The sequence below is a fragment of the Nisaea sediminum genome, assembly GCF_014904705.1.
Classification (GTDB): Bacteria; Pseudomonadota; Alphaproteobacteria; order Thalassobaculales; family Thalassobaculaceae; genus Nisaea; species Nisaea sediminum.
Window position 1 is genome coordinate 581,046 of the sequence record NZ_JACZCQ010000006.1, and the last position, 21,355, is coordinate 602,400.

The 21,355-nt window shown below is 64.5% G+C and carries 15 protein-coding genes; 11 read left to right on the plus strand and 4 right to left on the minus strand.

All coding sequences use genetic code 11. The features are described from left to right. Positions 1-22: 22 nt before the first annotated feature. The gene (locus tag IG122_RS14780; RefSeq protein ID WP_226893581.1) at positions 23-2,848 is read right to left on the minus strand and encodes a [protein-PII] uridylyltransferase; all 2,826 of its coding nucleotides are present in this window, start codon (positions 2,846-2,848) and stop codon (positions 23-25) included. 164 nt (positions 2,849-3,012) lie between these two features. On the opposite strand from IG122_RS14780, the gene IG122_RS14785 reads away from it, so the two are divergent. After that, positions 3,013-4,206 carry an NAD(P)/FAD-dependent oxidoreductase gene (locus IG122_RS14785; RefSeq protein WP_319024896.1) on the plus strand — a complete coding sequence of 398 codons (1,194 nt, stop codon included), beginning with the start codon at positions 3,013-3,015 and terminating at the stop codon, positions 4,204-4,206. Here the strand turns inward: IG122_RS14785 and mutS are convergent. After that, positions 4,203-6,848, minus strand: a complete 2,646-nt coding sequence (gene mutS / locus IG122_RS14790; RefSeq protein WP_193186159.1) for a DNA mismatch repair protein MutS — start codon at positions 6,846-6,848, stop codon at positions 4,203-4,205. The two genes, IG122_RS14785 and mutS, sit on opposite strands and share 4 nt — an antisense overlap. 381 nt (positions 6,849-7,229) lie before the next feature. Between mutS and IG122_RS14795 the strand changes: the two genes are divergently transcribed. The 8 genes from IG122_RS14795 to phoB all read left to right on the plus strand — a co-directional run bounded on the left by IG122_RS14795 (position 7,230) and on the right by phoB (position 17,471). Then, positions 7,230-9,494 (plus strand): NADP-dependent malic enzyme, encoded by a 2,265-nt coding sequence (locus tag IG122_RS14795; protein ID WP_193184854.1) that lies wholly within the window; start codon positions 7,230-7,232, stop codon positions 9,492-9,494. Positions 9,495-9,694: 200 nt separating this feature from the next. After that, the gene (locus IG122_RS14800; RefSeq protein ID WP_193184857.1) at positions 9,695-11,191 is read left to right on the plus strand and encodes an ATP-binding protein; all 1,497 of its coding nucleotides are present in this window, start codon (positions 9,695-9,697) and stop codon (positions 11,189-11,191) included. A 119-nt stretch (positions 11,192-11,310) separates the two neighbouring features. Further along, positions 11,311-12,351, plus strand: a complete 1,041-nt coding sequence (locus IG122_RS14805) for a substrate-binding domain-containing protein (RefSeq protein ID WP_319024897.1) — start codon at positions 11,311-11,313, stop codon at positions 12,349-12,351. 140 nt (positions 12,352-12,491) lie between these two features. Beyond that, on the plus strand, positions 12,492-13,874 hold the full coding sequence (pstC, locus tag IG122_RS14810) for a phosphate ABC transporter permease subunit PstC (protein ID WP_193184860.1): 1,383 nt from the start codon (positions 12,492-12,494) through the stop codon (positions 13,872-13,874). A gap of 7 nt (positions 13,875-13,881) precedes the next feature. After that, on the plus strand, positions 13,882-15,183 hold the full coding sequence (gene pstA / locus IG122_RS14815; protein WP_193186164.1) for a phosphate ABC transporter permease PstA: 1,302 nt from the start codon (positions 13,882-13,884) through the stop codon (positions 15,181-15,183). A gap of 25 nt (positions 15,184-15,208) precedes the next feature. Further along, complete coding sequence (gene pstB, locus IG122_RS14820; protein ID WP_226893582.1) at positions 15,209-16,000, plus strand: phosphate ABC transporter ATP-binding protein PstB; 792 nt, start codon at positions 15,209-15,211, stop codon at positions 15,998-16,000. A 29-nt stretch (positions 16,001-16,029) separates the two neighbouring features. Continuing rightward, positions 16,030-16,737: a phosphate signaling complex protein PhoU gene (gene phoU / locus IG122_RS14825; protein ID WP_193186167.1), complete on the plus strand. Its 708-nt coding sequence runs from the start codon at positions 16,030-16,032 to the stop codon at positions 16,735-16,737. A gap of 35 nt (positions 16,738-16,772) precedes the next feature. After that, a complete protein-coding gene (gene phoB / locus IG122_RS14830) occupies positions 16,773-17,471 on the plus strand; it encodes a phosphate regulon transcriptional regulator PhoB (protein WP_193186170.1) in 699 nt (232 codons plus the stop codon). Positions 17,472-17,487: 16 nt separating this feature from the next. Here the strand turns inward: phoB and IG122_RS14835 are convergent, their stop codons facing one another. Next, positions 17,488-18,798: an AmpG family muropeptide MFS transporter gene (locus IG122_RS14835; protein WP_226893583.1), complete on the minus strand. Its 1,311-nt coding sequence runs from the start codon at positions 18,796-18,798 to the stop codon at positions 17,488-17,490. Next, a complete protein-coding gene (locus IG122_RS14840; protein WP_193184866.1) occupies positions 18,791-19,783 on the minus strand; it encodes an adenosine kinase in 993 nt (330 codons plus the stop codon). Before IG122_RS14840 ends, IG122_RS14835 begins: the two co-directional genes overlap by 8 nt. Before the next feature lie 226 nt (positions 19,784-20,009). Between IG122_RS14840 and IG122_RS14845 the strand changes: the two genes are divergently transcribed. Continuing rightward, complete coding sequence (locus IG122_RS14845) at positions 20,010-20,675, plus strand: EI24 domain-containing protein (RefSeq protein WP_193184869.1); 666 nt, start codon at positions 20,010-20,012, stop codon at positions 20,673-20,675. Between the two features lie 230 nt (positions 20,676-20,905). Next, positions 20,906-21,346 carry a bactofilin family protein gene (locus IG122_RS14850; RefSeq protein ID WP_193184872.1) on the plus strand — a complete coding sequence of 147 codons (441 nt, stop codon included), beginning with the start codon at positions 20,906-20,908 and terminating at the stop codon, positions 21,344-21,346. Positions 21,347-21,355 lie beyond the last annotated feature (9 nt).

Here is a 21,355-nt window from a genome sequence, read left to right on the forward strand (position 1 = left end):
GGAAAAAGGCTGCGGAAAGCCATCAAGAGCCGCTGTCGGATCGCGGCGGTGCCGCATCGTCGGCAAGCGCGGTCAGCAGAGCGTCGCGGATCTCCTGGATCCGCGAATCGGAATCGATCTTCAGCCCGAACAGGTCCTTCACATAGAACACATCGACGAAGCTCTCGCCATAGGTCGAAATCTTGGCCGAGAAGATCTGGATCTTGATCTCCCGGAGCGCCCGCGCGATGCGATAGAGCACACCCGGCCGGTCGGTCGCGTTCACCTCGATGACGGTGTGGGTGACGCTCGCCTTGTTGTCGACCAGCACGCGGGTCGGGATTTTCATCACCCGGGCCCGGCGCTCGATACTGCGGCGGCGCTTCACCAGCTCGGCGAGCAGATTCAATCGTCCGGTCAGGGCCTGTTCGATCGCCACGGAGAGCTTCGCCAGCTTGTCCGGCCGGTCGAAGGCCTTGCGGTCCTCGTCCTGGATCCAGAAAACGTCGAGCGCCATGCCGTTGCTGAAGGTCGCGATCCGCGCATCGACGATGCTCGCGCCGGAAATCGCCATCGCGCCGGTGATGCGCGAAAAGAGGCCGGGATGGTCCGAGGTATAGACGATGATCTCGGTCACCTCGCGGGCGGCATCGACCCGGCTTTCGATCGCGAGCTCACGGTCCTCGATCTCCGCGGCGCGGACCATGCGGGCATGGCGCACATGGGTTTCGAGGTCGAAAGCGAGCCAGTAATCCGCATAGCCGAGCGAGAGGTGGCGCTCGATATCTTCGGCTGGCCAGTCGACCAGCGCTTTCGCCAGCGCTCTCTTCGCCTTTTCGATGCGGCGCTTGCGGCCGGCCTCCTCGCCCTGTCCGGTCAGCGCTTCGTCCGAAGCCCAGTAAAGCTCGCGCAGCAGCGCCGCTTTCCAACCGTTCCAGACATTCGGTCCGACCGCGCGGATATCGGCGACGGTCAGCACCAGCAGCAGTCGCAGGCGCTCCGGAGACTGCACGATGGCGGAAAAATCATGCACGGTCTTCGGATCGTTCACGTCGCGCTTGAAGGCGGCATAGCTCATCAGCAGATGCCACCGCACCAGCCAGGCGACGGTCTCGGTTTCCTCCTCGCTCAGACCAAACCGCGGGCAGAGCCGCCGCGCGACCCGCTCGCCGAGGCGCGAATGGTCGCCGCCGCGGCCCTTGGCGATGTCGTGCAGGAACACCGCGACATAGAGCGCCCGCCGGGAAATCACCTTGTGGATCACCTCGCTCGCGATCGGCGCGATCTCCGCAAGCTCGCCTTTCTCGATCCGGTGCAGGATGCCGAGCATGACGATGGTGTGCTCGTCCACGGTGTAGACATGGTACATGTCGTACTGCATCTGGGCGACGACACGGCCGAAATCCGGCACGAAGCGGCCCAGAACCTGGGCCTCGTTCATGCGGCGGAAGATCCGTTCCGGGCCTTGCGGCGCTTCCAGCATCTCGACGAAAAGCCGGTTCGCCTCTTCGTCCTTGCGCAGGTCCTTGTCGATCCGCTTCAGGTTCTGGGTCACCAGGCGCAGCGCGTGCGGATGCAGCTCCAGGTCGTGTTTCTGCGCGGTGTGAAAGAAGCGGATGAGGTTCACCGGATCGCGGGAAAAGACCTCGTCATCCACCACGTTCAGCCGGTCGCCGTCGACCTGGAAGTCGCCGAGATCCCTTTTCCGCTGGAATCCCCAGGAGAGCCTGAGCCGGGGCTTGCGGCGGTTCTCCGCCTCGATGCTGGCGCAGAAGATGCGGGTCAGATCTCCGACATCCTTGGAGACCAGGTAATAGTGCTTCATGAAACGCTCGACCGCGACGGCGCCCGCACGGTTCGTGTAACCCATGCGCTTGGCGATCTCGGTCTGCAGATCGACGGTCAGGCGTTCCTCGGCTCGGTCGGTCAGATAGTGGAGATGGCAGCGGATGGTCCAGAGCAGCTTCTGCGCCTTGGCGAACTTACGGGCTTCCGCCGCCGTCAGCACCCCGCGCTCCACCAGGTCGGAGACCTGGTCGACCTTGTAGACATATTTGCCGATCCAGAAGAGCCGGTGCAGATCGCGCAACCCGCCCTTGCCGTCCTTGATGTTCGGCTCGATGACATAGCGGCTGTCTCCCAGCCGCTCGTGCCGTTCGTCCGCCTCGGAAAGCTTGGCCTCGACGAACTCCATCTCGGTCCCGGTCTCGACATCCTTGCGGAAGCGCCCGCGCAGGTCCGCGAAGAGCGGCTCGGCGCCCCAGAGATAGCGGAGCTCCAGCAGCGAGGTCCGGATCGTCATGTCCGCCTTTGCCTGGCGAATGCATTCATCGACCGACCGGGTCGCGTGCCCGACCTTCAGACGCAGATCCCAGAGCAGGTAGAGCATGTATTCGACCACCTGCTCGCTGTAGGGGGTCTGCTTGTAGGGCAGCAGGAAGAGCAGATCGAGGTCGGAATAGGGCGCCATCTCGCCGCGCCCGTAACCTCCGACCGCGGCGACACAGATCTGCTCGCCCTGGGTCGGATTGGCATTGCGGTAAATTCTTGTCGTCGTCGTGTCGGCGATCGCCCGGACGATTACATCCGTTAGATAGGCGTTGGCCCGGACCGCCTCGGCGCCATCGTTGCTTTCGAGAAAGCGGCGCTCCACCTCGGCCCGGCCATCGTCGACCGTATGCCGCAACAGCTTCAGGAACGCGGGCCGGAAAGAGTCGGCATTCTCGCTGTCCTGCCAGAGCGCGTCGATGGCCCCTGCAAGCGCGGCCGGGTCCACGATCTTCTTGCGGCTCTTGACCTTCGGCGCTTGCGCCGCCACGGCGGCGTCCGTCCCGGCCCCGCTTTCCGGCATCAGATTGTCGACGGCCATGTCCCTATCGCACCTCGCGAAATCACCTCGCGGGACATTAGTGCATAATCGACCGCCATGCCATGTCCCGCGCTGCAACATGGTCGCTGGACCTCGGCCTCGCCCGAAGATAAGAACGACGGAAGATGTCTCTCGTTCCTTGCGTCCTTTCCGGAGCGGTCCCCGTGGCAGACAAACCAGCCAGCGATGTCGTCATCATCGGCGGCGGCGTGATCGGCAGCGCCATCGCCTACTTTCTCGCCTCCGTGTCCGGCGCTCCCGGCTCGATCACCGTCATCGAGCGCGACTCAAGCTATGCGACCGCGTCCACACCCCGCTCGGCCGGCGGTATCCGCCAGCAGTTCTCCAATCCGGAGAACATCGAGATCGGGCTCTTCGGCCATCACTTCGCGACCCATCTTGGCGAATATCTCTCTGTCGACGGCGAATGCCCCGACCCAAGTTTCGTCGAGGGTGGATATCTGTTTCTCGCGGGCCCGGCCGGCCTTGAGGTGCTGCGCCAGAACCACGAGGAACAGACACGTCACGGCGCCGATATCGCGCTTCTCGATTCCGTTGCCACTTCCGAACGGTTTCCCTGGCTGAACATGGACGGCATCGCCGGCGCGGCATTCGGCTTGCGCGGCGAGGGCTGGCTCGATCCGAACACCCTGATGCAGGCCTTCCGCCGCAAGGCGCGCAGCCTCGGCGTCACCTATCTTGAAGTCGAAATCTCCGGCCTTGAGCAGGACGGCAGTCGGGTAACGGCGGTACGGCTCGCGGACGGAGGCAAGATTTCCGCGGGAACCGTCGTAAACGCGGCCGGACCGAATGCGGGCAGGATCGCCGCAATGGCCGGGATCTCCCTGCCCGTCGTGCCGCGCAAGCGCAACGTCTTCGTGTTCGACTGCCGCGAGGTGCTGGCGCCGGCCGTGCCACTGCTGATCGACCCTTCCGGCGTCTATGTCAGACCCGAGAGCGGCGGTTATATCTGCGGGGTTTCGCCGCCGGCGGATCAGGATCCCGACAGCGATACGAATGATCTCGAGGTCGAGTATCACTGGTTCGAGGAGGTCGTCTGGCCCGCCCTCGCCCACCGTGTTCCCGCCTTCGAGGCGATCAAGCTGACGGGCGCCTGGGCCGGTCATTACGATTACAACACAATCGACCAGAACGGCATCGTCGGAGCGCACCCGGAACTTACCAACTTCGTCTTCGCGAACGGCTTTTCAGGTCACGGCCTGCAACAGGCGCCGGCGGTCGGACGGGCAGTCGCGGAACTGCTGACGACGGGTCGTTTTCAGACCATCGATCTGGCCCGCTTCGGTTTCGAGCGCTTCGCCAGCGGCGCGCTCGTGCTGGAGCGCAATATCGTCTAGCTCTCCCGCTCCTTCAGCGCCCGCAGCTCGTAGATCAGGTCGAGCGCCGCGCGCGGGGTCAGGTCGTCCGGCCGGATTTCCGCCAGCCGCGCCTCGACCGCGCTTTCCTTCGCGGCCACGGCTTTCGGCGCCGGCGCGAGTGCCTGGAAGAGCGGCAGATCGTCCGCCAGGCTGACGGCGGCGCTGGCCACCTTACCCTTCTCCAGCCGCTCCAGAACTTCTTCCGCCCGGGAGACGACCACGGAAGGCAGCCCGGCGAGCTTGGCGACATGGATGCCGTAGGAACGGTCGGCGGCGCCGGAGACGACCTCGTGCAGGAACACCACGTCGTCGTTCCATTCCCGGATCCGCATGGTGTGGCAGGCGAGGCTGTCGAGCTTGGATTCGAGCCCGGTCAGCTCGTGGTAATGGGTCGCGAAGAGCGCGCGGGCGCGGCTTATCTCGTGCAAATGCTCCACCGTCGCCCAGGCAATGGAGAGACCATCGAAAGTCGCCGTACCGCGGCCGATTTCGTCGAGGATAACCAGCGAGCGCTCGGTCGCCTGGTTCAGGATCGTCGCGGTCTCGACCATCTCGACCATGAAGGTCGAGCGGCCGCGGGCGAGGTCGTCCGCCGCGCCGACCCGGCTGAAGAGCCGGTCGACCACGCCGATATGCGCGCTTTCCGCCGGCACGAAGGAGCCTGCCTGGGCCATCAGCGCGATCAAGGCGTTCTGGCGCAGAAAGGTGCTCTTACCGGCCATGTTCGGACCGGTGATAAGCCAGAGCCGCTCCGGGTCCTGCAGCACGCAATCGTTCGGCACAAAGCCGCTCTCGCCGGGATTGAGCGCCTCGACCACCGGATGACGGCCGCCGCGGATCTCGAAGGCACGGCTACCGTCCACCTCCGGGCGGCAATAGCGGCGCTCGGCGGCAAGCTCAGCCAGCGCGGTCAGCACGTCGAGCCGCGCCAGCGCGTGGGCCGCGAGCGCGATGTCGTCGGCCTCGGCCAGGACCGCCGCGACCAGCTCCTGGAAGAGTGACTGTTCGAGCGCCACCGCCTTGTCGGCCGCCTGCGAGAGATCGCGCTCCAGCTCGCCCAGCTCCACCGTGGTGAAGCGGACCGCATTGGCCATGGTCTGGCGGTGAATGAAATCCTCACGCCCGAGCAGCTTCTCCCCGTGTGCAGCCGTCACCTCGATAAAATAGCCGAGCACGTTGTTGTGCTTGATCTTCAGCGCCGAGACACCCGTTTCGGTGACGTAACGGGCCTGCAGTCCGGCGATCAGGCGCCGGCTCTCGTCGCGCATGGTCCGCAGCCGGTCAAGCTCCGGGGCAAAACCCTGGGCGATGAAACCGCCGTCGCGAGCGAGCAGCGGCAGCTCCGGCGCCAGCGCGCGATCGAGCCTGTCGGTCAGCGGGACGTGGTAGCCGAGATCCTCGAAGATGACCTTCGCTTCCTCGGGCGCACCGCCGGCATCGCCGGTCAGCCCGCTCGCCATCGCATCGGCGCGGGCAAGCTGGTCGCGCAGCGGGCCGGTGCCGGAGAGCCCGTCGCGGATCGCCGCCAAGTCCCGCGGTCCGCCGCGGCCGAGCGCGAGCCGGGAGAGGGCGCGTTCGACATCGGGCAGAGCGCGGAGCGTGTCGCGGATCTCGCCGCGCAGCCGCTCGCCTTCGCGAAAATGGACGACCGCGTCGAGCCGTCGGGAAATCTCGGCGACGTCGGTCACCGGAGCGGAAAGCCGCTGCGCCAGCAAGCGCCCGCCGGCGCCGGTGACGGTCCGGTCCAGCACGCTCAGGAGCGAGCCGCGCTTCTCCCCGCCGAGGGTGCGCAGAATCTCGAGGTTGCGCCGGGTCGAGGCGTCGATCTCGACCAGACCGCCTGCCTGCCAGCGGCGCGGCGGCTGCAGCCGCGGCATGGAGGAGATCTGGGTCAGTTCGAGATAATCGACGAGCGCGCCGGCCGCAGCCAGTTCCGCCCGTTCGAAGGCGCCGAACCCTTCAAGAGACGAGACTTCGAACAACGCCTCGAGACGCCGCCGCCCGTTCTCGCTGTCGAACCGGCTCGCGGGCTGCGGGACGCTGGCGCCGCTCCATTCCTCGAGCAGCCCGGCGAAACCGCTTTCCGGCTCCAGCAGACTGTCCGGGAAAAGCAGCTCGCTCGGCCCGATTCGTGCCAGCGCCGCACCGAGCCCGGCGGCGGTCACCGGCTGGGCGTGGAAATCGCCCGTCGAGACGTCGATCCAGGCAACGCCGAAACCCTCATGCGCCTTCGCCAGCGCCGCCAGATAGTTGTTGCTGCGGGCATCGAGCAGCGCGTCCTCGGTGATGGTTCCGGGCGTCACCACCCGGACGACCTCACGTCGCACAACCGACTTGGAACCGCGTTTCTTGGCCTCGGCGGGATCCTCGGTCTGCTCGCAGATCGCGACGCGGTAGCCCTTGCGGATCAGGCGGGCGAGATAACCTTCGGCGGAGTGATGCGGCACGCCGCACATCGGGATCGGCTCGCCACCATGCTGGCCTCGTTTCGTTAGCGTAATATCTAACGCCGCCGCCGCCTGTTCCGCATCCTCGAAGAAGAGCTCGTAGAAATCCCCCATGCGGTAGAACAGCAGGGCATCGGGATGCTGGTCCTTGACCTCGAAATACTGCTGGAACATCGGCGTCGCTTCCGCCCGGTCGCGGGAGGAGGCGGGGGCTTCGGCGGGTTTGCTGTCGGAAGGCGAAATCGTGTTCACGGCCGGAATGTCACTCGTGTCCCAGGAGCATCGATGCGCGCGGCACGGGCCGCGACAAAAACGGCGGGGACCTTAGCATGAGGGCGGCGGCCACTTCCAATGCGGAGAAACGGGCATCGCAGGCAAACGGGTCAGGTCGGAAGCGAAAGTGGATTTCGATTCCGGGATATGAAATTGCCCCTGCCGCCGGTCCCGCCTATCGTGAGCTAATCCGGTTTCAATGTATTCAACGAAGCGGCACGGACGGCCCGATCCGACGCGCGTTCTGTCGGGCCAACAAGAGTTCTCAGGGAGAGAAACGTCATGGATGATGCGAAGCGCATGCTTGAGGCGGAGGCACTGGAATTCCATGCCTCGGGGCGTCCCGGCAAGCTGGAAGTCGCCGCCACCAAGAATCTGACCACCCAGCGCGAGCTCGCCCTCGCCTATTCGCCCGGCGTCGCCTATCCCTGCCTCGCCATCGAGAAGGACGAGAGCAAGGCCTACGAATATACCGCCAAAGGCAATATCGTCGCGGTGATCTCGAACGGCACCGCCGTGCTCGGCCTCGGCGATATCGGCGCGCAAGCAGCCAAGCCGGTGATGGAGGGCAAGTCCGTCCTCTTCAAGCGCTTTGCCGATGTCGACGGCTTCGATCTCGAGGTCGATACTAAGGATGTCGACGAGTTCGTCAACTGCGTGCGCTTCCTCGGCAAGACCTATGGCGGGATCAATCTCGAGGACATCAAGGCGCCGGACTGCTTCATCATCGAGCAGCGCCTGAAGGAACTCATGGACATCCCGGTGTTCCATGACGACCAGCACGGCACCGCCATCATCACCTCCGCCGGCATGATCAACGCACTCGACCTGACCGGGCGCTCGCTGGAAACCGCAAAGATGGTGGTGAACGGCGCCGGCTCCGCCGCGATCGCCTGCGTCGAGCTGCTGAAGAGCATGGGCATGAAGGACGAGAACGTCATCATGTGCGACAGCAAGGGCGTGATCTATCAGGGCCGCGATGCGGGCATGAACCAGTGGAAATCCAAACACGCCGTCGACACGCCGCTGCGAACCCTCGCGGAAGCGGTCGAGGGCGCGGATATTTTCTGCGGTCTCTCCGCCAAGGGTGCGATGACGCAGGACATGGTGAAGTCCATGGCCGCCCGGCCGATCATCTTCGCCATGGCCAATCCGGACCCGGAAATCACCCCGGAAGACGTCGCTGCGGTGCGCCCGGACGCGATCGTCGCCACCGGCCGGTCGGACTATCCGAACCAGGTGAACAATGTTCTGGGCTTCCCCTACATCTTCCGCGGCGCGCTGGACGTCCGGGCGAGCGAGATCAATGACGCGATGAAGATCGCGGCCGCCAACGCGCTGGCGGAACTGGCCCGCGAGGACGTGCCGGACGAGGTCGGCAAGGCCTACGGCAAGACCCTGCATTACGGCGAGGGCTACCTCATTCCGGCGCCGTTCGATCCGCGCCTGATCGTGAGGGTCTCCTCGGCCGTCGCCCAGGCGGCGATGGATACCGGCGTCGCCCGCAAGCCGATCAAGGACATGAACGCCTACAGGGCCCAGCTCGGCGCCCGGCTGGACCCGACCTCCTCCAGCCTGCAGGTCATCTTCGACCGGATCCGCGCCAACCCGCGCCGGGTCGTCTTCGCCGAGGGCGAGGAGGAGCGGGTGATCCGGGCCGCCGTCGCCTTCCGCAACGGCGGCTACGGCACGCCGGTGCTGATCGGCCGGGAGGAAGTGATCAAGGAGCAGGTCGCACGGCTCGGCGTGAAGGGCGCCGAGACCCTCGAGGTCCACAATGCCCGGCTTTCCGAGCACAACGCGGCCTACACCGAAATGCTCTACAAGCGCCTGCAGCGGAAGGGCCATATCCACCGCGACTGCCAGCGCATGGTGAACCAGGACCGCAACGTCTTCGGAGCCTGCATGGTCGCCGCCGGCCATGCGGAGGCGATGGTCACCGGACTGACCCGCAATTTCGGCGTGACCCACGAATACGTCACCCGTGTGCTCGACCCGAAGCCGGGGCAGCGCGTGATGACCTATTCCATTGTGGTCGCGCGCGGCCGGACGATCTTCATCAGCGACACCAACGTCAACGAGCTGCCGAGCGCCGAGGAACTCGCGGACATCGCGATCCAGACCGCCGAGCACGCCCGCGCCTTCGGCCACACCCCGCGGGTCGCGCTGCTCTCCTTCTCCAATTTCGGCTATCCGCCGCGCGAGAAGGCGGTTCGCATCCGGGACGCGGTCAAGGTGCTCGACGAGCGCGGGGTCGATTTCGAATATGACGGCGAAATGTCCGCAGACATTGCGCTCGACCACGATCTGATGAAGCGGAACTACCCGTTCTGCCGCCTCACCGGACCGGCCAACGTGCTGGTCATGCCGGCGCTGCATTCGGCCAACATCACCTACAAGATGCTGCAGGCCCTCGGCGGCGCGGCGATCATCGGTCCGATGCTGGTCGGCCTGGAGAAGCCTGTTCAGATCGTGCAGATGAGCGCCACCGTAACCGATCTGGTGAACGCGGCGGCGATCGCCGCACATGACGCCCTGACCGACTAGACCGATCCGCGATTGGTCCGGACGGCGCGTTTCCGGAAGCTGGGAGTGCGCCGTTCTTTCTGTATTTTGTCGGTTTTTCGGCTCCCGGATGTGTTTTACGGACGGTATGATAGAAATCGTCACACTCCAGGAGCTACAGATCCCGGTCATGTGAGCCGCCGAGCCCCGGCCCCGAGAAACCGTCCATAGACCGAAAGACCATGAGCGAACAGCCGAGCGATACGCAGTCCGGTACGACGAACGACCTTCCCGTCGCGCTACCGGTCTGGGACGTGTTCCGCGGCGGCCTCGTCGTGTCGCTGCCGGCGGCGATCGCGCTGGGTGCCATCGCGGCGCTCGATGCGGTCGAGCCGCTCCACGCGGCCGGTGCGTGGTGTCTGTCCCTTCTGATCGCCATGGCGATCGTGCGCCGGCATTACAGCCTGCTCGACGCCGTCAAGCGGCACATCCAGCGCCGCGCCGGATCGAACGCGCCGGAAAGGGCCTCTAAAGCGGGCGACGTACTCTCGAACATCGCCGAGGGGATCGGAGAGACCGCGGAGCTGGCTTCGGCGCTGACCCGGCTCTTCCGCGCGATCGCCGACCGCCGCAACCAGCTTCAGGCACTGAACGAGCGACATGTCTCGATCATCGACAATATTCCCGATCCCCTTCTCTTCCTCAATCAGAAGGGCAGGGTGCAGAGCATGAACAGAGCGGCGCGCGAGCAGTTCGGTGGCCGCATCATGGGCCGCGAACTGTCCCAGGTGGCCCGCGACCCGGCCTTGCTCGAGGCCGGCAACGCCGTGCTGGCGCATGGCGGCTTCCGAACCGTGGAGATTTCCCTCTCTGATCCGGTGATCCGGGTCTTCAATGTCCGCATCGAGGCGCTTCCCGGCGAAGAGGAGGAGCAGCGCTCGGCCCTGGTGATCTTCCGCGACCTGACCGAGATCCGGCGGATCGAGAGCATGCGCGTGGATTTCGTCGCCAATGTCAGCCACGAACTGCGCACACCGCTCGCCACGCTGCACGGCTTCATCGAAACCCTGCGCGGCCCGGCACGGGACGATCTCGAGGCACATGAGCGATTTCTCGAGATCATGGACCAGCAGACGAGCCGCATGACCCGTCTGGTCACGGATCTGCTGTCGCTCTCGCGCATCGAGGCGGCGGAACACACCGCTCCGGACCAGGAAGTGGCGCTGCGCCCGCTGGTCGAACATATCGCGGCGGCGACAGAGTTGAGCGCGGCCCGGCGCGGCATCCGCATAGCGCTGGATATCGACCAGGAGCTGCCGCCGCTCATCGCCAACAGCGACGAGATTTCCCAGGTTCTGCAGAATCTGGTCGAGAATGCGATCAAATACGGCCGCGAACAGAGCACGGTCACGGTTCGCGCCACTGTCGCCACCGACCTCCCCGCCTCGGTGTCGCTACAGGCCGAGGATATCGTCGCCATCAGCGTCATCGATCAGGGAGACGGTATTCCGCGCGAGCACATTCCACGCCTGACCGAACGCTTCTACCGCGTGGACACCGCCCGGTCGCGCGAAATGGGCGGCACCGGACTCGGTCTTGCCATCGTCAAGCATATCGTCAGCCGCCACCGGGGAGCGCTGACGATCGACAGCAAGGTCGGAAAAGGCAGCACTTTCACGGTCTTCCTTCCGTGCAGGGCGCCCGGCGTCATGAAACCGAAACATTTGGCCGCCGGCTGAAACAAAAGCTTCACATTTTCGTAGTAATACGGTCTCCGGACCAGCGTAGGAACGGGGCGTTCTGACATACACGGTGTCAGGTACGTCCGATCACACTCCTATGTCCCGGAGGCAAAATCGTGCTTAGGAATTCTCTTCTGAAGGCAATCCCGCTCGCCCTTGCCGGCGTTGTCGCCATTGCCGCGGCCGCGGAAGCCCGCGACCAGATCCGCATCGTCGGGTCCTCCACCGTTTTCCCGTTCTCCACGTCGGTTGCTGAAACCTTCGGCAAGACCAGCGGCTTCAAGACGCCGGTCGTCGAAAGCACCGGTTCCGGCGGCGGCCTGAAGCTGTTCTGCGCCGGCGTCGGCGTGCAGCATCCGGACATCACCAACGCGTCCCGCCGGATCAAGAAGTCCGAAGTCGAGACCTGCGCCAAGAACGGCGTTACCGACGTTGTCGAGGTCAAGATCGGCTTCGACGGCATCGTCATCGGCAATGCGAAAGACGGCGCCACGTTCAACGTGACCAAGCAGCAGCTCTTCCTGGCCCTCGCCGCTGAAGTTCCGGTCGACGGCAAGATCGTCAAGAACCCGTACAACAAGTGGTCCGACATCGATAAGTCCCTGCCGGATCAGGAAATCGAAGTGCTCGGCCCGCCGCCGACCTCCGGTACCCGCGACGCCTTCGTCGAACTCGCGATGCGCCCGGGCGCCAAGTCCTTCAAGATGCTGGCCGACATGCGCAAGGCCGACAAGAAGGCGTTCCGCAAGATTTCCGACTCCATGCGGGAAGACGGCAAGTTCATCGAAGCCGGTGAGAACGACAACCTGATCGTCCAGAAGCTGCAGGCCAATCCGGTTGCCATGGGCATCTTCGGCTTCAGCTTCCTCGACCAGAACAGCGACAAGATCAAAGGCGCTTCGGTTGCCGGCGTGCAGCCGACCTTCGACAACATCGCTGCCGGCGAATACGGCATCTCCCGCTCGCTGTACTTCTACGTGAAGTCGGCCCACATCGGTGTGGTTCCGGGCATCGAGGAATATGTTGCCGAATTCACCTCCGAGAAGGCCATCGGCGACGAAGGATACCTGACCGACAAGGGTCTGATCCCGCTGCCGCAGGCCGACCGCGAGAAATATCGCGCCGCGGCCGCGAACAAGACCAACCTGACCATGTAATCAGGTCTCGGGAGAGGCGGTTTGCCGCCTCTCCCCTGTCTTTATGGACCCGCATGGCGCCGGATCCATAAAGACAGCGCCATTTACGGCCCCGGACCGGTATCGGGGTCAAGTGAAGCACTCTCCGCCGGCGGGGCACAATGAACAGCTTTTTCCTTCTTCTCGTCGTCATCGGGCTCTCGGTGGCGGGCTATGCCGCCGGACGGGCCCGCTCCGTCCTCGCCGCTTCGGGCGATGTCCGCATCCTGCACTCCCTGCCGAGCTATTACGGCATGTTCGTCGCCCTCGGCTGCGGCCTGCCGGCGATCCTGCTCCTGGCGCTCTGGCTGATCATCCAGCCGCAGATCGTCGAGCACATGGTGATGGCCGGCCTCGATCCCTCGATCATGCCGCAGAACGCGGACGAGTATTCGCTGATGCTGACCGATATCCGCAATCTGGCCAGCGGCAACGCCGTCAGCCGGGAAGCGAGCCCGGCGATCATGGCCGCGATGGAACGTTACAAGTCGCTGCAGAATATCGGTTTCTGGGGCATGGGCGCCGGTGTTGTCTGCGTCGCCATGCTGGGTCTCGTCTGGGCCCGCTCCCAGGTAAGCCGCAATTTCCGGGCCCGGAATGCCGTGGAAGGCATCATCCGGGTTCTTCTGATCATCTGCTCGATGATCGCGATCCTGACGACCGTCGGCATCGTGCTGTCGCTGATCTTCGAGAGTCTCCGCTTCTTCGCCCGGGTCCCGTTCTTCGACTTCCTGTTCGGGATCCACTGGAGCCCGCAGACCGCGATCCGCGCCGAACAAGTCGGCGCCTCCGGCAGCTTCGGCGCCGTCCCGCTCTTTGCCGGCACCATGCTGATCACCCTGATCGCCATGCTGGTCGCCGGTCCGATCGGCCTGCTCTCGGCGATCTACATGGCGGAATATGCCAACCCGAAATTCCGCGCCGTCGCCAAGCCGATGCTGGAAATCCTCGCCGGCATCCCGACCGTGGTTTACGGCTTCTTCGCCGCGCTCACCGTCGCCCCGCTGATCCGCGGCTGGGGCGAGAGCATCGGACTCGATGTCGCCTCGGAAAGTGCGCTCGCGGCGGGCGTGGTCATGGGTATCATGATCATCCCCTTCGTCTCGTCGCTCTCCGACGACGTGATCAATTCGGTCCCGCAATCCCTGCGCGACGGCTCCTACGGGCTCGGCGCGACCAAGTCCGAGACGATCCGCCACGTGATCATCCCGGCCGCCCTGCCGGGTATCGTCGGCGCCTTTCTGCTCGCGGTTTCGCGGGCAATCGGCGAGACCATGATCGTCGTCATGGCCGCCGGCCTCGCCGCCAATCTGACGGCCAACCCGCTGGAAGCGGTCACCACGGTCACGGTGCAGATCGTCACTCTGTTGGTCGGCGACCAGGAATTCGACTCCGCCAAGACCCTCGCGGCCTTCGCCCTCGGTCTGGTGCTGTTCTTCGTCACCCTCGGCCTGAATGTGATCGCCCTCCGGGTGGTCCGGAAGTATCGGGAAAAATATGACTGACGCGATCATGAACTCGAAACCGGGTACCGCCGAGATCCGCCGGCCGACCGCGAGCGGCGAGCGCCTGAAGAAGCGCTACGCCGCCGAGCGGCGTTTCCGCCTGTACGGGCTGTGCAGCATTCTCGCCGCCGGCCTGATGCTGGTTTTCCTCGTCGGCAGCATTGCCGGCACCGGCTGGAGCGCGTTCCTGCAGACCTATGTGAAGCTCTCCATCACCTTCGATGCGGAATATCTCGATCCGGCAGGCACGGGCGATCCGGAGCAGCTTCAGAACGCCGACTACGGCGCGCTGATGAAAAAGAACCTGCGCGACAACTTCCCCGAGGTGACCGGCCGGAGCGACAAGCGCAAGCTCTATAATTTCGTCTCACCGAATGCCGGTTACGTGCTCCGGAACATGGTCATCGCCGATCCGTCCCTTGCCGGAAGGACTCTCGATCTCTGGGTCAAGGCCTCCGACGATGTCGACATGCTGGCCAAGGGATATGTCGACCGCGGCGAGGCGGAGGGCAACCGCCGCGTCAGCGATACGGAGCTCGGCTGGTACGACAAGCTCGATGGCGCGGACCGCGTGGAGACCCGGTTCAACACCGATTTCTTCGTCAACGCGGACAGCCGCGAGCCGGAAGAGGCCGGGATCCTCGGTGCCGTGACCGGATCGGCCCTGACGCTGTTGATCACACTGCTGCTGTCCTTCCCTGTCGGTGTCATGGCCGCGGTCTATCTCGAGGAATTCGCGCCGAAGAACAACTGGACCGACCTGATCGAGGTGAACATCAACAACCTCGCCGCGGTGCCGTCGATCGTCTTCGGCCTGCTCGGTCTCGCGATGTTCCTGAACTTCTTCGGCTTCCCGCGCTCCGCCCCGCTCGTCGGCGGCATGGTGCTGGCGCTGATGACGCTGCCGACCATCATCATCGCGGCGCGCTCGGCCCTGAAGGCGGTGCCGCCCTCGATCCGCGAGGCCGCGCTCGGCCTTGGCGCCTCCCCGCTGCAGGTGGTCACCCATCATGTGCTGCCGCTGGCGATGCCGGGCATCCTGACTGGAACCATCATCGGCATGGCGCAGGCACTCGGCGAGACCGCGCCGCTGCTGATGATCGGCATGATCGCCTTCATCGTCGACATTCCGGGCGGCTTCGCCGATCCCGCCACCGTGCTTCCGGTGCAGATCTATCTCTGGGCGGACAGTCCCGAACGCGCCTTCGTCGAACGCACTTCGGCCGCCATCATGGTGCTGCTGGCGTTCCTGATTTTCATGAATTTCGTCGCCGTCCTGCTCCGCAGGAAGTTCGAGCGGCGCTGGTAGGTTTCCGATGAGCGAGAAAGCAAAGATGAGCAAGACGAGCGGTTCCTCGGCCTCCACCGCGACGCCGAAGATGAAGGGCGACAAGGTCAAGGTCTTCTACGGCGAAAAGCAGGCGCTGATGGATGTCGATCTTGAGATCAAGCCGAACGAGGTGACGGCACTGATCGGTCCGTCCGGCTGCGGCAAGTCCACCTTCCTGCGCTGCCTCAACCGGATGAACGACGTCATCGACATCTGCCGGGTCGAAGGCAAGATCACCCTCGACGACGAGGACATCTACAGCTCTGACCTCGATCCGGTGCAGCTTCGCGCCCGGGTCGGCATGGTGTTCCAGAAGCCGAACCCGTTCCCGAAATCGATCTATGACAACATCGCCTACGGCCCGCGCATCCACGGCACGGCCGCGAGCAAGGCCGAGATCGACGAGATCGTCGAGACCAGCCTGACCAAGGCCGGCCTCTGGGAGGAGGTGAAGGACCGCCTGCTGGAACCCGGCACCGGTCTCTCCGGCGGACAGCAACAGCGGCTCTGCATCGCCCGCGCGATCGCGGTCAACCCGGAAGTGATCCTGATGGACGAGCCCTGCTCGGCGCTCGATCCGATCGCGACGGCGAAGATCGAGGAGCTGATCGACGAGCTGCGCGAGAACTTCACCATCGTGATCGTCACTCACTCCATGCAGCAGGCCGCCCGCGTCTCCCAGCGCACCGCCTTTTTCCATCTGGGCGAGCTGGTCGAGGTCGGCGATACCGAGCAGATCTTCACCAATCCGACGGATTCCCGCACCCAGGGATACATCACCGGGCGGTTCGGCTGATCCGGGCCATTGAGAGCACACAGATGCCGATGAACGACCACATTGTCCGCTCCTTCGACGAGGATCTCGATACCCTGAAAGCCAAGATCGCCCAGATGGGTGGGTTGGTCGAAGCGCAGTGTGAGTCCGCAGTCCGCGCCGTGCATCGCCGCGATCAGGCGCTGGCGCAGAAGGTGCGCGAAGCGGACGGCCGGATCGACGCGCTCGAGGCCGAGATCGAGGCGATGAGTCTCCGCCTGCTCGCGCTGCGCCAGCCGCTCGGCGGCGATCTTCGAACCGTCGTTGCCAGCCTCAAGATCGTCAGCGACCTGGAACGGATCGGCGACTATGCCGCCAATATCGGCAAGCGGGCGATCGTGCTCAGCGGCCTGCCGGAAATTCCGCCGGCCAACGGCATCGTGCGGATCGGCAGCCTGGTGAAGTCGCTGATCAAGGACGTTCTGGACGCCTATGCCGATGACGATCTCGAGCTCGCCGTCGCCGCCTGGCACCGGGACGAGGACATCGACGAGCTCTATACCAGCCTGTTCCGCGAACTCCTGACCTACATGATGGAGGATCCGCGCAACATCACGGCATCGACTCACCTTCTCTTCATTGCCAAGAACCTGGAGCGGATGGGCGATCACGCGACCAACATCGCCGAGACCGTGCACTTCCAGATCAAGGGAAAGAAAATGGAAGCGGATCGCCCGAAAGGCGAGGACGCCAGCTACGTCGTCGAAATGCCTGAGTAAGCGTTGAAATCGAGAGTAGAAGTCCGATGAATATGATGAGTCAGAAGATCCTGGTGGTGGAGGACGAGGCGCCGATCGTCACCCTCCTGCGCTACAATCTGGAACGGGAAGGCTTCGAGGTCCTGGAGGCCGGTGACGGCGAGGAAGCGATGCTTCTCGCGATGGAAAAGAACCCCGACCTGATCCTGCTCGACTGGATGCTGCCGCTGCTCTCCGGCGTCGAGGTCTGCCGCCGGCTCCGCCGCACGCCCGAGACCAAGGCCATCCCGGTCATCATGCTGACCGCCCGCGGCGACGAGGGGGACCGCATCCGCGGCCTCAATGCCGGTGCCGACGACTACATCACAAAACCGTTCAGCCCGAGCGAGCTGATCGCCCGCATCCGCGCGGTCCTGCGCCGGACGCGCCCCGCAAGCGACGCGGAAACGCTGCAGTTCGAGGATCTGGAAATGGACCTGGCCGCCCACAAGGTGCGCCGGAACGAGCGCGAGATCCATCTCGGCCCGACCGAGTTCCGGCTGCTGCGCTATTTCCTCGAGCATCCGGGGCGGGTGTTCTCCCGCGAGCAGCTGCTCGACCGGGTCTGGGGACCGGATATCTATGTCGAACCGCGCACCGTGGACGTGCATATCCGCCGTCTGCGCAAGGCGATCAACATCGATACCGAATCCGATCTGATCCGCACCGTGCGGTCGGCAGGCTACGCGCTCGACCGACCGAGCGCCGCCGCCTGATCAGTCCGCCGGCTAATCAGTCCAATGCCTGGGCCCCGCCGGTCTTCTCCGGCGGGAACATCCGCATCAGCACCAGAAGCAGGATCAGCCCCGGCACGGCGATCGCCGTCGAGGCGATGAAGAAGCCGATCCAGCCGATATGGTCCGTGACCGCGCCCGCACCGGAGCTCAGCACCGTGCGTCCGAACGCCATGAAGGACGAGAGCAGCGCGTACTGCGTCGCCGTGAAGGCGACATTGGTCAGGCTCGAGAGATAGGCGACGAACGCCGCCGTCCCCATCCCGCCGGTGAAATTCTCCACGCCGATCGTCACGGTCAGCATCCAGACATCGTGCCCGGCCAGCGCCTGGGCGACGAAGATGAGGTTGGACGCCGCTTGCAGCACGCCGGAGACCAGCAGCGCTTTGAGCAGACCGAGGCGCTTCACCAGCGCGCCACCGGCGAACAGCCCGACCAGCAGCGCCACCAATCCGAACAGCTTCGTGACTTCGGCGATCTCGGTCTTGCTGAAGCCGAGATCGATATAGAAAGGGTTCGTGAGTGTCCCGAGAAAGGCGTCCCCGAGCTTGTAGAGCAGGATGAAGGCGAGGATCAGCAGCGCGCCACGCCGGGTCAGAAACTCCGCGAACGGCTCGTAGACGGCGCTCCGCAGCCACTCTGCCGGGGTATTCGCCTTCGGTTCCGGGACACCGGTTTCCGGCTCCGGGCTGGATAGCACGGTGAAAATCCCGACCAGAACCAACCCGGCCATCGCAAGATAGGCGGTGAACCAGCCGGCCTGGTCCGCGACGATCAGCGCGCCCGCTCCGGCGGCGAGCATGCCGACACGGTAGCCGAGCGTATAGGCGGCCGCCCCCGCGCCCTGCTCGTCCTCGCTGAGAGATTCGATTCGATAGGCGTCAACGACGATGTCCTGACTTGCGGCGCAAAAGCTGACGACGACCGCGAAGAGCGCCATCAGCCAGGGTGTTGCCACCGGGTCGGTCGCGCCCATGAGCACAATCGCCGACATCAACAGAAGCTGTGTCGTCAGCAACCAGGCCCGGCGCCGCCCGAGCAACCGGCCAAGCAGCGGGACCGCGAGCCGGTCCATCAGCGGCGCCCAGAGGAATTTCAGCGTGAAGGGCGTCCCGACCAGCGCGAAGACGCCGATGGTCGTCAAATCGACGCCCGACTCCCGCATCCAGGCGCTGAGAGTCGAAAAGGAAAGCAGCAGCGGAAGCCCGCTTGAGAAGCCGAGAAGCAGGACGACCAGGACACGGCGTTTCAGATAAAGCGCCGCCGTCTCGACCGCCCAGTCACGGATGCCGCGCGCGGTCTCAAGCAAGCCGGGCCGCCAGCAGGTCTTTGAGATCCGCTTCGGGCCGCGCGCCGTAATGCGAGATCACTTCGGCGGCGGCGACGCTGCCGGCCCGGCCCCAGTCGGCCGGCGTCATGCCCTGGGTGTAGCCGTAGAGGAAGCCCGACGCATAGAGATCGCCGGCACCTGTAGTGTCGACCACCTTTTCGATCGGCTCCGCATCGATCACATGCACCTCGTCCTTGTGCAGCACGAGCGAACCTTTCGCCCCGCGCGTCACGCCGGCGGACTCGCAGCTCCAGCGCAGCTTCTGCAAAGCGTCGTCGAAATTGTCCGTCTGGTAGAGCGACAGCAGCTCCTGCTCGTTCGCGAACAGAATGTCGATATGATGGTCCACCAGTTCCAGGAAGGCGTCGCGGTGCCGATCGACGCAGAACGGATCGGACAGGGTCAGCGCGACCTTGCCGCCGCTCGCATGGGTCCTTTTCGCCGCCTCAATGAAGGCCTTCTTCGCTTCCGGCGGATCGAACAGATAGCCTTCGAGATAGACCACCTTGCTGGCGGCGATCCGGTCGCCGTCGATATCCTGCGGGCCGAGCTGCACGCAGGCCCCGAGGAAGGTGTTCATGCTGCGCTGGGCGTCCGGTGTCACCATGATGAGGCTGCGCGCCGTCGGCGGGCCGTCGAGCGTCGGCGGCGTGTCGAAGCGGACGCCCATCGCCGTAATGTCATGACGAAATACCTTGCCGAGCGTGTCGTCATGGACCTTGCCGATATAGGCCGCAGCGCCGCCCAGGGCGGCAATCCCGGCAGCGGTGTTTCCCGCCGATCCGCCGGACATTTCGATCCCCGGCCCCATCTTGTCGTAGAGGCTCTCGGCGCGCTCCGCGTCGATCAGGTTCATCGCGCCCTTCTCGATCCCGTTCTCCGAGAGAAAGCTGTCATCGGCTCGGGCGATGACATCTACGATGGCGTTTCCGATGCAGGTAACGTCGATGGTCTTGGCTGACATACGCGGGCGGCTCCCGGAAGCAAGGTGAGGGACTGGATCGCGGAACTGCGGTCCGCCGAATTCGGGCGACAAGGTACTGGAGCGGCGATGGCATTGGAAGACGCTTCGCCCGACAGGCCTTGTACTCGCCGGAGCACTGTGCTCTTAGGGGCACGAAATGCTTGGTCCCGGCTGATGAAGTCCCATCTAATCCGTTGCGGGACGGACCAAAGAGAAGAGAGGATCGATGTTTTCTGCCCTGACGGCCACACTCGGCCAGCTTTCCGATCCGAAACTGCGCAATCCGATCATCCTCAGCGTCATCGGCTCGCTCGCGACCATCCTGTTGCTCGGCGTCGCGGCTTGGTACCTGCTGGACCTCATTGCCTATTTCGGCAGCTGGGTCGACGATCTCCTCGCCTGGGTTGGAAGTCTGGTGGTGATCGTGCTCGGCCTCCTCTTCTTCCCCGGTGCCTCGAACGCAATTTCGAGCCTGTTTCTGGACTCCGTATCGAAGGCCGTCGAAGCCCGGCACTATCCGAATCTCGGCCCCGCACGGCCCCAGCCGATCAGCGAAGCCATTCTCGAAGGCTTGCGCTTCCTCGGGATCACCATCCTCGTGAACCTCGTGCTGCTGCCGTTCTATCTGCTCCCCGGCATCAACCTTGTGCTTTTCTACGGGGCAAACGGCTATCTGCTCGGCCGGGAATTCTTCGAGATGGTGGCCCTGCGCCGCATGGAACCGGCGGAGGCGAAAGCCCTGCGAAAGCAGAAATCAGGGTCGGTTTTCCTCAGCGGCGTGCTGATCGCAGCGATCATGACGATCCCCGTCCTGAACCTCGCCGGCCCGGTCATTGCGACCGCTTTTATGCTGCATCGCTTCGAATACTTGCGGAACGACATGAAGAAATGATAATAAGTCTTTGAGTATTAAGGTCGATGACCGCGAAATCCAATCATCACATATGAGTTGACGATCTGATGTTTCGGCGTAAAAAATCCGGCTCCGGGGCTACCACGGGCAGCGGCGGAGAAATCACTCCCGGCGTGAGTGCACGGGAGCCTCGTGCGGAGGACCGCTTGGAACCGGCGGCGCCGTCCTTCACTGAGGTCAAATCAGACAAGCCGGACGGGGAGTCCAAAATGCAGCCGAGCAAACCTTCCTCATCCGGTTACGTCCCGGAAATCCCGCGGCGGACACTCGATCTTCCGGGCGCACCCAGCCGGCGCGGTACGCCCCCGCGCGGCGGCGAGGCCAAGAAGCTGACGGTCGGACCGGAGATTTCGCTGACCGGCGAGATCACCGCCTGCGACTCTCTCGTCGTCGAAGGCAATGTAGACGCCACGCTGGAAAACAGCCGCCATCTCGAAGTGACGGAGACCGGCCGCTTCAAGGGCAAGGTCATCATCGACGAAGCGGTGATCGGCGGACATTTCGAGGGCACGCTGGTGGTCCGCGATACACTGCGCGTCCGGGGCACCGGTCACGTGAAGGGCACCGTGCGTTTCGGCCGTCTGGAAGTCGAACTCGGCGGCGAGATCGACGGCACCATCACGGTCTACAAGGACGACGCGAGTTCGTGACCTGCCGCC

What these genes read in the sequence shown, in the direction of transcription:
- IG122_RS14780 (WP_226893581.1), bottom strand. Translation starts at nt 2,848, where the DNA reads ATGGCCGTCGACAATCTGATGCCGGAAAGCGGGGCCGGGACGGACGCC.
- mutS (WP_193186159.1), bottom strand. Translation starts at nt 6,848, where the DNA reads ATGTTCCAGCAGTATTTCGAGGTCAAGGACCAGCATCCCGATGCCCTG.
- IG122_RS14795 (WP_193184854.1), top strand. Translation starts at nt 7,230, where the DNA reads ATGGATGATGCGAAGCGCATGCTTGAGGCGGAGGCACTGGAATTCCAT.
- IG122_RS14800 (WP_193184857.1), top strand. Translation starts at nt 9,695, where the DNA reads ATGAGCGAACAGCCGAGCGATACGCAGTCCGGTACGACGAACGACCTT.
- pstC (WP_193184860.1), top strand. Translation starts at nt 12,492, where the DNA reads ATGAACAGCTTTTTCCTTCTTCTCGTCGTCATCGGGCTCTCGGTGGCG.
- pstA (WP_193186164.1), top strand. Translation starts at nt 13,882, where the DNA reads ATGAACTCGAAACCGGGTACCGCCGAGATCCGCCGGCCGACCGCGAGC.
- pstB (WP_226893582.1), top strand. Translation starts at nt 15,209, where the DNA reads ATGAGCAAGACGAGCGGTTCCTCGGCCTCCACCGCGACGCCGAAGATG.
- phoU (WP_193186167.1), top strand. Translation starts at nt 16,030, where the DNA reads ATGAACGACCACATTGTCCGCTCCTTCGACGAGGATCTCGATACCCTG.
- phoB (WP_193186170.1), top strand. Translation starts at nt 16,773, where the DNA reads ATGAGTCAGAAGATCCTGGTGGTGGAGGACGAGGCGCCGATCGTCACC.
- IG122_RS14840 (WP_193184866.1), bottom strand. Translation starts at nt 19,783, where the DNA reads ATGTCAGCCAAGACCATCGACGTTACCTGCATCGGAAACGCCATCGTA.
- IG122_RS14845 (WP_193184869.1), top strand. Translation starts at nt 20,010, where the DNA reads ATGTTTTCTGCCCTGACGGCCACACTCGGCCAGCTTTCCGATCCGAAA.
- IG122_RS14850 (WP_193184872.1), top strand. Translation starts at nt 20,906, where the DNA reads ATGCAGCCGAGCAAACCTTCCTCATCCGGTTACGTCCCGGAAATCCCG.